This is a genomic window from Streptomyces sp. NPDC126510 (assembly GCF_040302345.1).
In the GTDB taxonomy this organism is placed as follows: Bacteria; Actinomycetota; Actinomycetes; order Streptomycetales; family Streptomycetaceae; genus Streptomyces.
In genome coordinates, this window is the sequence record NZ_JBEORR010000048.1 from 1 (window position 1) to 13,473 (window position 13,473).

Below are 13,473 nucleotides of genomic sequence, written 5' to 3' on the forward strand. Positions count from 1 at the left end.
ATCGCGGCGATCGCCGGCAGTCTGCGCGCGGCGGTGCGGAAGGTGCCGTGGGGCTGTGCGGGGGTGCCCTCGGAGCGGGGGAAGAACTCGTACCACGAGCCGTACAGGGCCCGCTCGCGTTCCACGAGCAGGGGCAGAGGCTCGCTGCTGGTCACCAGGTCACGCAGCGGGTGCCGGGCCAGGACCGCGTCCACCTCCGGCGTCAGCGCCGCCGCCAGACGAGCCGCCGCGGGGCGGTCCTCGTCCCGCAGGGCGTCGACGGCGGTGAGGATCACGGCGCGCAGTCCCTCCTCCTCGGGCACACCGGCCGCTGCCCGCTCGTACAGACGCGCTCCCTCCTCCAGGACGACGTCCGTGTCCATGCCCGCCGGGATCTTGATCTCGGCATGATGGCGCCAGGTACTGACCGGGTCCCCCCATGCCTCGACGGTGAACGTCCACAGCCCGGGCTCTCCCGCCGTGACCGTGGCACCCCACCGGTCCGTCCCCGGGGCCAGCTCCCGCAGGGGTGTGAAGGGGCCGGGGCGGCCCTCGGGGTCCTTCAGGACGACATTGGCGGCCACCGCGTCGTGCCCCTCCCGAAACACGGTCGCCGAGATCTCGAAGGTCTCGCCGGTGACTGCCTTGGCCGGCCGGCGTCCCCGCTGGACCGCCGGACGGACGTCCAGGACGGGTATGCGTCCGACGGCGGTCGCGTCGCTCACGGGGGGTGGTGGCGCGGCCGGTGGACCGGCGTCGGCCGGGCGTGCGGGGCGTGCTTCGCCGCCGGGTGCGCGCGCCCCGGTGGTGCGGCGGCTGGGGGGTGCTGGCGAGTGGTGCTTGGCGGGCATGACCGCTCCTGTCCGCGTCAACGTGGGTAGGCGGATGTCTGTGGGGAGGTGGGTCCTGCATGGTGCTCCTGAGAGGGGTACCCGCAGGAGCCTTCCCACCCTATTCGGGTGAGCAATCCGGCACTTTGTTAACTACTCACGCGTATGTCGACACACAAGACCGGCCTCGTCCGCGACGGACGAGACCGGCCCCCGACGTGGCTGCTCCTTCGCCCTACACGCGCGGCACCCGCAGTAACTTGTCCGGCGAACCGATGCCCCGGCCGGAGACCTTCCCGGTCGCCGCCGTGGCGGTCAGGGCCCTCCCGACCTGCGCCGGAGTGGTTTTCGGATGATCGGCCAGATAGAGCGCGGCCGCGCCGGCGGCGTGCGGGGACGCCATAGAGGTACCCGAAAAGGTCGCCCACGCGGTGTCGCCCGCGGCGGACGCGGAGGTGATACCGACCCCGGGCGCGAACAGATCGAGCGCCGGACCGTGGTTGGAGAAGGCCGGTTTTGTATCCTCCCGGTCGGTCGCGCCGACCGTGAGGGCCTGCTTCACGCTCCCCGGGGAGTACAGGCCGGCCGGCTTGCCGTCGTTGCCCGCGGCGACCGTGTAGGTCACGCCGGAGGCGATGGAGGCGCGGACGGCGGCGTCCAGCCGTTCGTTGCGCGGTCCGCCCAGACTGAGGTTGGCGACCGCGGGCTTCTTCGCGTGCCGGGTCACCCAGTCGATCCCGGCGATCACCCGGGCCGTGGTGCCCCCGCCCGCCGCGTCGAGGACCCGCACCGAGACGATCCGGGCCTTCCTGGCGACGCCGTGGGTCGCCCCGGCGACCGTGCCGGCGATGTGCGTGCCGTGGCCGTTGGCATCCGAGGCGACCCGGTCGTTCCCGACGAAGTCCCAGCCGTGGCCCGCCCGGCCTCCGAAGTCCCGGTGAGTGGTCCGGACGCCGGTGTCGATCACGTACACCGTCACTCCCGCACCGGCCGACCGGGGCCAGGCGTAGCTCCGGTCCAGAGGCAGCCGCGGCTGGTCGACGCGGTCCAGCCCCCAGGACGGGGGTTCCTTCTGCACCCCGTCCAGGCGCACACGGGTGTCCTGGACGACCGAGGCGACACGGGGGTCGGCGGCCAGCCGCCCGGCCTGTCTCTCGTCCGCGCGGACCGCGTAGCCGTTCAGGACCGTGCCGTAGGTATGGCTGATCTCCACCCCGTACTCTCCGGCGAGGTCCCCTCCGGCCGCCGACCGGGCCCAGGTGCCCTCCTTCAGTGTCACCAGGTAACTTCCGTGCACGGAGCCGGGTGATCCGGCGCCGAGTATTCGCCCCTCCGGTGCGGCCTGCGCGGGCAGGGTGGTGGCCGAAAACGCCGCGGCGCACATCGCCGCGACCAGGCCCCCCGTCCGGCGCAGACGCCGCTCGCGCGTCCGAGCCATGGTCCGATGCCCCCTCCTCGACTCGGCGTACGGCGGCCGCGCGGCGCCGCGCGCGGCGGGCACGGGCCGGTACGCCGGAGGCAGCCTCTCGTGGCGGGTGAAGCACCACAAGGACGCCTATGGGGGTGGAATCGGCCATATCCGCGGATGGTGCTGTTCAGGCCGATCGGGGGTCGGGTCGCGGAGCCTCAGCGGCGGGGGCGCCGACGTGGGTACTGTCGTAGGAGACGTCGTCGAAGCCCTGCGAAATCCAGCGAACGCGCCGAGGTGGAACCCGTGAAGGCGATCCGTCGATTCACCGTCCGACCCGTTCTCCCCGACCCCCTCCGGCCGCTCAGCGACCTGGCCCGCAACCTGCGCTGGTCGTGGCACGCGGAGACCCGTGACCTGTTCCGGTCCGTCGACCCCGGGCGGTGGGCCGCCTCGGGCGGCGACCCCGTCCGGCTGCTCGGCAGCGTGCCGCCCGCGCGGCTGGCGGAACTGGCCGGGGACCGCCCGTTCCTGCGCCGCCTGACCGCGGTCGCGGGCGATCTGCACGACTACACCACCGGCGACCGCTGGTACCAGACCCAGCCCGAGGAACTGCCCGCCGCGATCGCCTACTTCTCACCCGAGTTCGGCATCACGGCCGCCCTGCCCCAGTACTCCGGCGGCCTCGGCATCCTGGCCGGCGACCACCTCAAGGCGGCCAGCGACCTCGGCGTCCCGCTGATCGGTGTCGGTCTGCTCTACCGGCACGGCTACTTCCGCCAGACCCTGTCCCGGGACGGCTGGCAGCAGGAGCACTACCCCGTCCTCGACCCGAACGAGCTCCCCGTCGTCCAGCTCGAGGAGTCCGACGGCACCCCCGCCCAGGTCGCCCTCGCCCTGCCCGGCGGCAAACAACTGCACGCCCGGATCTGGCTGGCGCAGGTCGGCCGGGTCCCGCTGCTGATGCTGGACTCCGACGTCGAGGAGAACGACCTCGGCGAGCGCGGCGTGACCGACCGGCTCTACGGCGGCGGCAGCGAGCACCGGCTGCTCCAGGAGATGCTCCTCGGGATAGGAGGGGTCCGGGCGGTACGGACGTACTGCCGGCTGACCGGCCACCCCGCGCCGGAGGTCTTCCACACCAACGAGGGCCACGCGGGGTTCCTCGGTCTGGAGCGCATCGCGGAACTGTGCGCGGAGGGGTTCGACTTCGACTCGGCGCTGGAGTCGGTCCGCGCCGGGACGGTCTTCACCACCCACACCCCCGTACCGGCCGGCATCGACCGTTTCGACCGCGAGCTGGTCGCCCGTCACTTCGGTCCCGACGCCGAGCTGCCCCGCATCGACGTCGACCGCATCCTGCGGCTGGGCATGGAGACCTATCCCGGCGGGGAGCCCAACCTCTTCAACATGGCCGTGATGGGGCTGCGCCTGGCCCAGCGCGCCAATGGCGTCTCGCTGCTGCACGGCAACGTCAGCCGCGAGATGTTCTCCGGCCTGTGGCCCGGCTTCGACGCCGACGAGGTGCCGATCACGTCCGTGACCAACGGGGTGCACGCCCCCACCTGGGTCGCCCCCGAGGTGTTCGAGCTCGGCGCCCGGCAGATCGGTGTCCAGCGCGCCGAGGACGCCCTGACCGTCGGCGGCTCGGACCGCTGGGACGCGGTCGCCGACATCCCCGACCAGGACATCTTCGACCTGCGGCGGGTGCTGCGCGAGCAGCTCGTCGAGGAGGTGCGTCAGCGGCTGCGGGCCTCCTGGCGGCAGCGCGGCGCCCACACGGCCGAGCTGGGCTGGATCGACGACGTCCTCGACCCGGACGTCCTGACGGTCGGTTTCGCCCGGCGCGTGCCCTCGTACAAGCGTCTGACGCTGATGCTGCGCGACCGGGACCGGCTGATGGACCTGCTGCTGCACCCCGAGCGGCCGGTCCAGATCGTCGTCGCGGGCAAGGCACACCCCGCGGACGACGGCGGCAAGCGGCTGGTGCAGGAGCTGGTGCGGTTCGCGGACGACCCGCGGGTACGGCACCGGATCGTCTTCCTGCCCGACTATGGCATGGCGATGGCGCAGAAGCTGTACCCCGGCTGCGACATCTGGCTGAACAACCCGCTCCGGCCGCTGGAGGCCTGTGGCACGTCCGGCATGAAGGCCGCGCTCAACGGCTGTCTCAACCTGTCGGTCCTCGACGGCTGGTGGGACGAGTGGTTCCAGCCCGACTTCGGCTGGGCCATCCCCACGGCGGACGGCGTCGGCACCGACCAGGACCACCGTGACGACATAGAGGCCGCGGCGCTGTACGACCTGCTGGAGCAGCGGGTGACGCCCCGCTTCTACGAGCGGGGGCGCAGCGGGCTGCCCGACCGGTGGATCGAGATGGTCCGGCACACGCTGAGCCTACTCGGGCCGAAGGTGCTGGCGGGGCGGATGGTCCGCGAGTACGTGGAGCGGCTGTACGCGCCTGCCGCGCTCTCCCACCGGGCCGTGGGGCCGGACGCGGCGCGTGATCTCGCCGAGTGGAAGACGAGGGTGCGGGCGGCGTGGCCGGGGGTCACCGTCGACCATGTGGAGACATCGGCGTCGGAGGTGCTGGCGGAGCTCGGGACGACGCTGGGGCTTCGGGTGCGGGTCGCCCTCGGCGATCTTGGGCCGGATGACGTGGAGGTGCAGGTCGTGTCCGGGCGGGTGGACGAGGAGGACCGGATCGGGGACGCGACGGTTGTTCCCCTGAAGCCGGTGGGGTCTCCCGACCAGGACGGGCGCTGGGTCTATGAAGGGCCCTTGTCGCTGGATCGCACCGGGCCTTTTGGGTACACGGTGCGGATCCTGCCCGCGCATCGGCTGTTGGCCTCGAGTGCGGAGTTGGGTTTGGTCGCGGGGCCTTCTGAGGAGTTGGTGGCTGCTGCGGGGTTGTTGATGCGCTGAGTGTGCGGGTGTGTGGGGGTTGCTCGCGCAGTTCCCCGCGCCCCTAGGTGTCTGCGCCGCCCTGCGTTGACAGGTTCCGCAGGACGGCGCCGCACCGTCGCGCATACGCGTGCTGGAATCCCCTGGTCGCGGGGCCACCCGCCTTCGCGTACCACTTGGCGGGCCGGCTGAACGCGTTCACCGTCAGCCACACCGTGCCGTCTCCCGTGCGGTCGACCACGAAGGACTCCTCGCCGGTCTCCGGGTGGCCGGGCAGGGTGCCGTAGGCCCAGCCCGCGCGGCGTGGTTCCTCGACCGTCCAGACCACGCGGCAGGGGGCCTTGATCATGCCGGCGAGGGTGACGGTGACGTCGACACCGGGGGCGGCCCGGTCCGCGCTCGCGTCGAGTCCGACGCCCATCGCGCGGTGCATCTCCCAGGTGAGGACGGCCTCCGCGGCGCGGCGGAAGACCTCCTCGCCCTCGCCGAGACGGGTGCGTACGTTCATGGGACGGAAGCCCGGCGGGCAGAAACCCTGGTCACGGGTGGCGCCGACATCGGCGTAGGTGAAGTCCTGCGAATCCGTAGAAGACACGGTCCCCAAGACTAAGGCGGTACCCGGACCCGCTTCGGGTCCGGGTACCGCCCGTGGTCGTGGACCGGTCAGCCGACGTTGACGGCCGACCAGGCGGACGCGACCGCCTTGTACTCGGTGCTGGACGCGCCGTACAGCGCCGAGGCCGCGTTCAGGGTCGCCGTACGGGCCTGGGCGTACTTGGTCGTCGACGTCATGTACGTCGTCAGCGCCTTGTACCAGATCTGCAGCGCCTTGGTCCGGCCGATGCCGGTGACCGTGGAGCCGTTGGAGGTGGGCGAGTTGTAGGTCACGCCGTTGATCGTCTTCGAGCCGCTGCCCTCGGACAGCAGGTAGAAGAAGTGGTTGGCGGGACCGGAGGAGTAGTGGACGTCCACGCTGCCGAGGCTGGAGGACCAGGCGTCCTTGGACGCGCCGTCCTTGCTGGGCTTGTCCATGTAGCGCAGCGGGGAGCCGTCGCCGTTGATGTCGATCTCCTCGCCGATGAGGTAGTCGCCCTTGTCGGAGGAGTTGTTCGCGAAGAACTCGGCGCCCGCGCCGAAGATGTCGGAGGTGGCCTCGTTGAGGCCGCCGGACTCGCCGCTGTAGTTCAGGCCGGCCGTGGCCGACGTCAGACCGTGGCTCATCTCGTGGGCGGCCACGTCCAGCGAGGTCAGCGGGTGGGTGTTGCCCGAGCCGTCGCCGTACGTCATGCAGAAGCAGCTGTCGGACCAGAAGGCGTTGACGTAGTTGCTGCCGTAGTGGACGCGGGAGTAGGCGGCCTTGCCGTCGTTGCGGATGCCGCTGCGGCCGAAGGTGCTCTTGTAGAAGTCCCAGGTGATCTGGGCGCCGTAGTGGGCGTCGGCGGCGGCGGTCTCGGCGTTGGACGCGTTGCCGGTGCCCCAGACGTCGTCGGAGCCGGAGAAGAGGGTGCCGGTGCCGGAGGTGCCGCGGTTGAGGTTGTAGGTCTTGTGGCCGCCGCGGGTGCCGTCCGTCAGGTTGTAGGCCGACCCGGACTTGGTGGTGCTGAGGGTGACGGCGCCGCTGTAGGTGGTGTTGCCGGTGCCGGTCTCGATGCCCTGGTACTCGTAGAGCTTCTTGCCGGTGGCGGCGTCGGTGATGACGTGCAGCTCGTTCGGGGTGCCGTCCTCCTGGAGGCCGCCGACGACGGTCTCGTAGGCGAGGACCGGCTTGCCGTCGGCCGCCCAGATCACCTTGCGGGGCGCGGAGTCCGCCTCGGTCTTCTCCGAGCCGGCCGCCTTGGCGAGGGTCACGGCCTGCTTCTCGGCCTTGGCGGCGGTGACCGAGGGCTTGAGCGAGGCGACCTTCAGGGTCGCCTTGGTGGCTCTGGTGACGCCCTTGGCCGCGCCGGACTTCGACTCGTGCACCACGAGGTCGCCGCCGAGGACCGGCAGGCCCGCGTAGGTGCGCTCGTAGCGGGTGTGGACCGAGCCGTCGGCGTCCTTCACGACGTCCTTGACGACCAGCTTCTCCTGGGAGCCGAGGCCTATCGCGTCGGCGGTCTTCGTGGCATCCGCCTGCTGCTCCTGGACGAGCGCGGTGCGGGCCTGCGCGGACAGCAGGACGGGGGCGGCGGGGAGGGCCGGCTTGCTCGCGGAGTCCGCGGCGACACTGCTGCCGGAGCTCAGGCCGGTGGTGAGCAGGGCACCTGCGGCGACGGCGGTGGCGATGGCGAGCGTCGCGCGCTTTTGACGCGCGTAGAAAGAGGTGGACACACAAGCTCCTCGATGTGGGGGAAGTGCTGTGCTGCGGTGGTGCTGTGCGGGTGGGGGAAGACTGGCATTCAGGGCGCGTACATGTCAGGAGTGGGTGTGATGTTGGCCGGAAAACGACGGCCAGATGTACGCGAGGGCACGTGAAACGGACGCCGCCCCGGGGGATTCGAACCCACCGGGGCGGCGCCCTGACTTGAAGACCTACGGGCCTGCGGACTTACGGGTCTGTGGGCCCATCGGCCTGCGGACCTACGGGAACGTCAGCTTCCAGCTGTTGATGTAGCCGGTGTCGATGGCCGCGTTGTCCTGGACTCGCAGGTTCCAGACTCCGTTGGCCACCTCGGAGGAGGCGTTCACCGTGTAGGTGGTGTTGAGGTTGTCGGCGCTTCCGCCGGTGCCGTATCCCTTCAGCGCGTAGACCGTGCCGTCGGGGGCGACCAGGTCCACCTTGAGGTCACCGATGTAGGTGTGGACGATGTCCACCGCGACCTGGAGGTTGGACGGCGCGTTGCCCGTGCGGCCGGAGACGGTGACCGGCGAGTTGACGGCCGCTCCCCGGTCCGGGATCGCCACGTCGGCGGTGTTCTCGAAGGACGTGCCGCCGCCGCCCCCGTCACCGGGGCGGGTGCCGACGTTGATGCCCGCCCACGCGTGCTGGACCGCCTTGTACTCGGCGCTGTCCGTGCCGTAGAGCTCACCGGTGGCCGCCAGGGTGCCGGTGCGGGCGCCGGCGTAGTTGGTGGTCGAGGTGAACTTCGTGGTGAGCGCGCGGAACCAGATCTTCTCCGCCTTGTCGCGGCCGATGCCGGTGACCGGAAGGCCGTCCGAGGTGGACGAGTTGTAGGTGACACCGTTGATGGTCTTGGTGCCGCTGCCCTCGGAGAGCAGGTAGAAGAAGTGGTTCGCGGGGCCCGACGAGTAGTGCACGTCGATCGAGCCGATGCCCGAGTACCAGCTGTCCTTGGACGAGCCGTCCTTGCTCGGCTTGTCCATGTAGCGCAGCGGCGTGCCGTCGCCGTTGATGTTGATCTCCTCGCCGATGAGGTAGTCACCGACGTCGGAGGAGTTCTTCGCGTAGAACTCGACCGTCGAGCCGAAGATGTCGGAGGTGGCCTCGTTCAGGCCGCCGGACTCGCCGCTGTAGTTGAGGCCGGCGGTGTTCGAGGTGAGCCCGTGGGTCATCTCGTGCGCGGCCACGTCGATCGACGTCAGGGGGTTCGCGTTGCCCGAGCCGTCGCCGTAGGTCATGCAGAAGCAGCTGTCGGACCAGAAGGCGTTGACGTAGTTGTTGCCGTAGTGGACCCGGGAGTAGGCGCCGACGCCGTCGCCCTTGATGCCCGAGCGTCCGTGCACGTTCTTGTAGTAGTCCCAGGTCAGGGCGGCACCGTAGTGCGCGTCTGCGCCCGCGGACTCCAGGTTGGACGGGGTGCCGTTGCCCCACACGTCGTCCGGGCCGGAGAAGAGGGTGCCGGTGCCGGAGGTGCCGCGGTTGAGGTTGTACGTCTTGTGGCCGCCGCGGGCGCCGTCGGTGAGGTTGTACGTCGAGCCGGACTGGGTGGTCGTGAGGTCGACCGTGCCGGAGTACACCGTGTTGCCGGTGCCGGTCTCGATCGCCTCCCACTCGAACAGCTTCTCGCCGGTGGTGGCGTCGGTGACGACGTGCAGTTCCTGCGGGGTGCCGTCGTGCTGGAAGCCGCCGACGACCGTCTCGTAGGCCACGGTCGGCTTGCCGCTCGCGGCCCAGATCACCTTGCGGGGCGCGCGGTTGATGTCGGCGTTCTTGGCCTCGTCGGCCTCACCGGCCTTCAGGGCCTGCTGCCGGGCCTTCGCGGCGGGCACCGCGGTCTTCGTCGTCGCCGGCTTGATGGCGGCGCGGGTGGCCTTCACGACGGCCGCGGTGGCATCCGCCTTCGTGCTCTCGACGACCAGGTCGCCGCCGAGCACCGGCAGACCGTCGTAGGTGCGCTCGTAGCGCGTGTGCACGGTGCCGTCGCGGTCCTTGAGGACATCGCGGACGACCAGCTTCTCCTTGGCGCCGAGGCCGAGGTCCTTCGCGGTCTCCGCCTTGCCGGCGTTGGCTTCCCGGATCAGCGCGGCGCGCTGGGCGGGGGTGAGCTTGACCGATTCGGAGCCGGGGTTCGCCTTGCTCGCGGCCGACGGCGCCGTCGTAGGGGCCGCGATGGCGGTGCCGCTCTGGACGGCGGCGGCGATCAGCGCGGCGACGCCGGCGAGGGCCACGGCCGCGGTGCGGCGGGGGGTGTGGGGAGTGCGTCTGTGGGAGGTGCCTCTTCGCGAGGAACTGCTTCTCAACACTGACTCCTTCTGCGGGACCGGGGGTCGCCCGGCCTGGGGAGGTGGAGGTGTTGCTGTGGGGTTCCTGTGGAGCAGTCGTGGGAAGCGTGGCAGGGGAGCGCGCTTTCTGTCAGGACCGCGTCAAAAGTATGGCCGGAAACGGTTCGTTGTCCGGAAGTTCATGTTCGCTATGCGGACGCTTCGCTATACGGGCGCGTCGCCGTCCTCGGGCAGATCCCCGTGCCAGGAATGCCACAGCGCCGCGTAGGCTCCGCCTGCCGCCACCAGTTCGTCGTGCGTGCCGAGTTCGGTCAGCCGGCCGTCCTCCATCACCGCCACCCGGTCGGCGTCGTGCGCGGTGTGCAGCCGGTGCGCGACGGCGATGACGGTGCGCCCCTCGAGGACGGCGGCCAGGGCCCGCTCGGTGTGCCGGGCGGTCGTCGGGTCGAGCAGCGCGGTCGCCTCGTCGAGGATCAGCGTGTGCGGGTCCGCCAGCACCACCCGGGCCAGGGCGAGTTGCTGCGCCTGCGAGCCGTCGGTACGGCGACCGCCCTGGCCCAGCGGGGTGTCCAGACCCTGCGGCAGCTCCCGCACCCACGCGTCGGCGCCGACCACGGCCAGCGCGTCCCACACCTGCTCGTCTGTCGCGGCCGGTTCGGCGATCCGCAGGTTGTCGCGGACCGAGCCGAGGAACACGTGGTGCTCCTGGGTGACCAGGACGACCTGACGGCGCAGCCGCTCCGGCCCCAGCCCGACGACCGGCACCCCGCCGACCGTCACCGAGCCTGCGGTCGGCGCGTCGATGCCCGCCATCAGCCGGCTCAGCGTGGTCTTGCCGGCCCCGGACGGCCCGACCATGGCGAGCCGCTCCCCGGGCCGCACCGTCAGATCGACACCGCGCAGCACCTCGACGCCCCCGTCGTACGCGTAGTGCACCCCGACGACGTCGATCCGGTCGCCGTCGGGATCCGGGCAGTCGCCCTCCCCGCCGGCGTGCGGTGCCCGGGCGAGCCCTTCCACCCGGGCGAACGAGGCGCCGCTGCTCTGGAGTTGCTCGACCCGGACCAGGATCTCGTCCAGCGGGTTGCTCAGCTGGTGCAGATACAGGGCCGCCGCCACCACCGCCCCGAGACTTATCGCGCCCGAGGAGTGCAGCACGCCCCCGATGATCAGCACACCGGCCACGGGCAGGACGTACGACACCTCCACCGCCGGGAAGAACACACTGCGCAGGTAGAGCGTGTGGAAGCGGGTGCGGCGGGAGGTCTCCAGGGCGTCCCGGCTCGCGGCCGTGCGCTGCCTCTCCAAGCGGAACGCCTCGACCGTGCGGGCGCCCGACGCGGTCGCCGCGAGGATCTCCGCGACGTCCGAGGTGGCCGCGCCCTCGGCGAGGTAGCCGTCCCGGGCCCTGCGCAGGTACCAGCGCAACGCCAGCCAGACGGGCGTGAGTCCGAGCACCCCGAGGGCGCCGAGCAGGGGGTCCAGGAGGAAGACGGCGCCGATCAGGAACAGACACTGGACGAGGTTGACGAGCAGCTCCGGGCCGGCGTCGCGCAGGGTGTTGCCGACGGTGGTGACGTCGGAGGTGCCGCGGGCGGTGAGGTCGCCGGTGCCGGCTCGCTCGACCACCGAGGCGGGCAGGGCGAGGGCGCGGTCCACGAACCGCTCCCGCACACGGGCCAGGGTCCGTTCGCCGAAGCGGTGCCCCACGTAGCGGGCCCAGCGCGCCAGGAGCAACTGGACGAGGGCGCACAGGAGCAGGGCGAGGGCGAGCCGGTCCACGGCTCCGGCTCCGCGGCCCGCCTGTACGTCGTCGATCATCCGGCCGAGCAGCCACGGCCCCGCGAGACCGGCCACGGCAGCCAGGGCGTTGAGGGCGAGGACCGTGCAGAAGGCCCGGCTGTCCGCCCGTACGAGGTCCAGCATCGCGCGCCGGACGTCCTGCCGTCCGGCGACCGGGAGATGGGTGCGGGTCATCCCAGAGCCTCCTCGCTGTCTCGTGCCTCGGTGTCCCGTGCGACGACGGCCCGGTAGCCGGGTGTCGATTCCAGGAGCTCGTAGTGGGTGCCGGTTGCCGTGACCTTGCCGTCCTTCAGGAAGAGGACGGTGTCCGCGTTGTCGAGGACCAGAGGGGAGGTGGTGGTGACGAGCGTGGTCCGGCCTTGTCGTGCCGCGCCGAGCCGGGACGCGACCGTGGCTTCCGTGTGCGCGTCCAGGGCCGAGGTGGGTTCGACGGTGAGGAGGATCTCCGGGTCGGCCAGGAGGGCTCTCGCCAGGCGGATGCGCTGACGCTGGCCGCCGCTGAGGTTGCGGGCCTGGGCGGTCATCGGGGAGTCCAGGCCGTCGGGGAGGGCCTGGACGATGTCCTCGGCCGCGGCGGTGTGGAGCGCCTTCCGGATCGCCGGGTTCTGCGGTGTGGCGTCCGCGGGTTCGCCGTGGTGACTCGCGCGGTTCCCCGCGCCCCCGGAAGGCGGGGCGATCATCTCCTGGAGCGTCCCGGCGAACAGGTCCGCCTCGTGGTCCGCCAGCAGGATGCGGGACCTGACCTGGGCCAGGGCGATGTCGTCCAGGCGAGTGTCGCCCCAGGTGGTGTTCGACGGTGTGTAGCGGGCCAGGCGGTCCAGGACGGTCGTGGCGTCCGTGGGGTGCTCCGCCACCAGCGCCGTCAGGCGGCCCGGCCGCACGCGCACGCCCGACTCGGGGTCGTACAGCACCGAGGGTTCGGACGGGGCGTCCGAGGTGCCGGTGTCGGGCACCGGCTCCAGGCGCAGGAACCGTACGACCCGCCGGGCGCACACCAGGCCGCGGCTGATCTGGTAGCCGCACTCCACCCAGAAGGACACCGGGCCCACCAGGACCGCCACATAGCCGTAGACCGACACCAGCTCGCCCACGGTGATGTGGCCCTGCGCGGCCAGGCGGGCCGCGAGCCAGGTCACCACCGCGAGGAACAGGGTCGGCAGGCCGATGCCCAGGGCCTGGACCCAGCTGGTCACCGCGCCGACGCGGTAGCCCTGTTCGCGCAGCCGCCCGGAGTCCCGGCGGAAGGCGTCCGAGACCAGGTCCTTGCCGCCGAGGCCGGCGAGGACCCGCAGGCCACCGGCGAGGTCGCCGATGCGGGCGGTCAGGACGCCCTGGCGTTCGCGGTACTCCGCCTCCGAGCCCTGGAGCCGGCCGAGCAGCGGGCCGACCAGCAGGACGAGGACCGGAATGCCGAGCAGCACGACCGCGGCGATGAGCGGAGAGACCGAGATCAGCAGGGCGGCGATGACCAGATAGGCCACGACAGCGCCGACGCCGGGGCCGACGACCGTCAGGGACTGGCTGATCGTCTGGACGTCACCCACGCCGATCGTGACGACCTCACCCGCGCCCATCTGCCGGGACAGGGACGACCCGAGCCGGACCGCCTGGCCGACGACGACCTTCACCGTGCGGAAGTTGGCGTCCATACGGACCCGGGTCATGGTGCGGTGCCGCATGATGCTCAGCCAGGCGTTGAAGGCCCCCACCGCGAACAGCGCGCCGCTCCAGAGCACCAGTGCGCCCATGTCCCCGGGCTCCAGACCGTCGTCGATCGCCCGGGACATCAGATAGGGCGTGGCCGCCAGCAGCACCATCCACACACTGCCGAACATCGCCCCGGCGGCACACCGCCCGGGCTGCCGCGTGACCAGCCACCCCAGGTACCGGGCGCCGCCGCGGTGGTCCGGTGTGCCGGGGTCCTCGTACGCGTCGATCATCCGCCCG

8 protein-coding genes are annotated in these 13,473 nt (G+C 71.6%); 1 reads left to right on the forward strand and 7 read right to left on the reverse strand.

Annotated features, from left to right (window positions below; all coding sequences use genetic code 11):
• Both ABTX60_RS39585 and ABTX60_RS39590 read right to left on the reverse strand, forming a co-directional pair.
• Positions 1–830 (reverse strand): maltotransferase domain-containing protein (locus tag ABTX60_RS39585; protein ID WP_352101683.1); only part of this gene is annotated, 830 nt, incomplete at its 3' end.
• A gap of 214 nt (positions 831–1,044) precedes the next feature.
• Positions 1,045–2,247, reverse strand: a complete 1,203-nt coding sequence (locus ABTX60_RS39590; protein WP_352101684.1) for a S8 family peptidase — start codon at positions 2,245–2,247, stop codon at positions 1,045–1,047.
• A 276-nt stretch (positions 2,248–2,523) separates the two neighbouring features.
• Between ABTX60_RS39590 and ABTX60_RS39595 the strand changes: the two genes are divergently transcribed.
• On the forward strand, positions 2,524–5,142 hold the full coding sequence (locus tag ABTX60_RS39595) for a glycosyltransferase family 1 protein (RefSeq protein ID WP_352101685.1): 2,619 nt from the start codon (positions 2,524–2,526) through the stop codon (positions 5,140–5,142).
• A gap of 43 nt (positions 5,143–5,185) precedes the next feature.
• Here ABTX60_RS39595 and ABTX60_RS39600 read toward each other — a convergent pair whose 3' ends face one another.
• From ABTX60_RS39600 to ABTX60_RS39620, 5 genes are all read right to left on the reverse strand, one after another.
• Positions 5,186–5,716 (reverse strand): DUF1990 domain-containing protein, encoded by a 531-nt coding sequence (locus tag ABTX60_RS39600; protein ID WP_502992485.1) that lies wholly within the window; start codon positions 5,714–5,716, stop codon positions 5,186–5,188.
• Positions 5,717–5,784: 68 nt separating this feature from the next.
• Positions 5,785–7,431, reverse strand: a complete 1,647-nt coding sequence (locus ABTX60_RS39605) for a M4 family metallopeptidase (RefSeq protein ID WP_352101687.1) — start codon at positions 7,429–7,431, stop codon at positions 5,785–5,787.
• 249 nt (positions 7,432–7,680) lie between these two features.
• Positions 7,681–9,741: a M4 family metallopeptidase gene (locus ABTX60_RS39610; RefSeq protein ID WP_352101688.1), complete on the reverse strand. Its 2,061-nt coding sequence runs from the start codon at positions 9,739–9,741 to the stop codon at positions 7,681–7,683.
• A gap of 186 nt (positions 9,742–9,927) precedes the next feature.
• Positions 9,928–11,700, reverse strand: a complete 1,773-nt coding sequence (locus ABTX60_RS39615) for an ABC transporter ATP-binding protein (RefSeq protein WP_352101689.1) — start codon at positions 11,698–11,700, stop codon at positions 9,928–9,930.
• Positions 11,697–13,466, reverse strand: coding sequence for an ABC transporter ATP-binding protein (locus tag ABTX60_RS39620; RefSeq protein ID WP_352101690.1), 1,770 nt, complete (start codon positions 13,464–13,466; stop codon positions 11,697–11,699). Before ABTX60_RS39620 ends, ABTX60_RS39615 begins: the two co-directional genes overlap by 4 nt.
• Positions 13,467–13,473 lie beyond the last annotated feature (7 nt).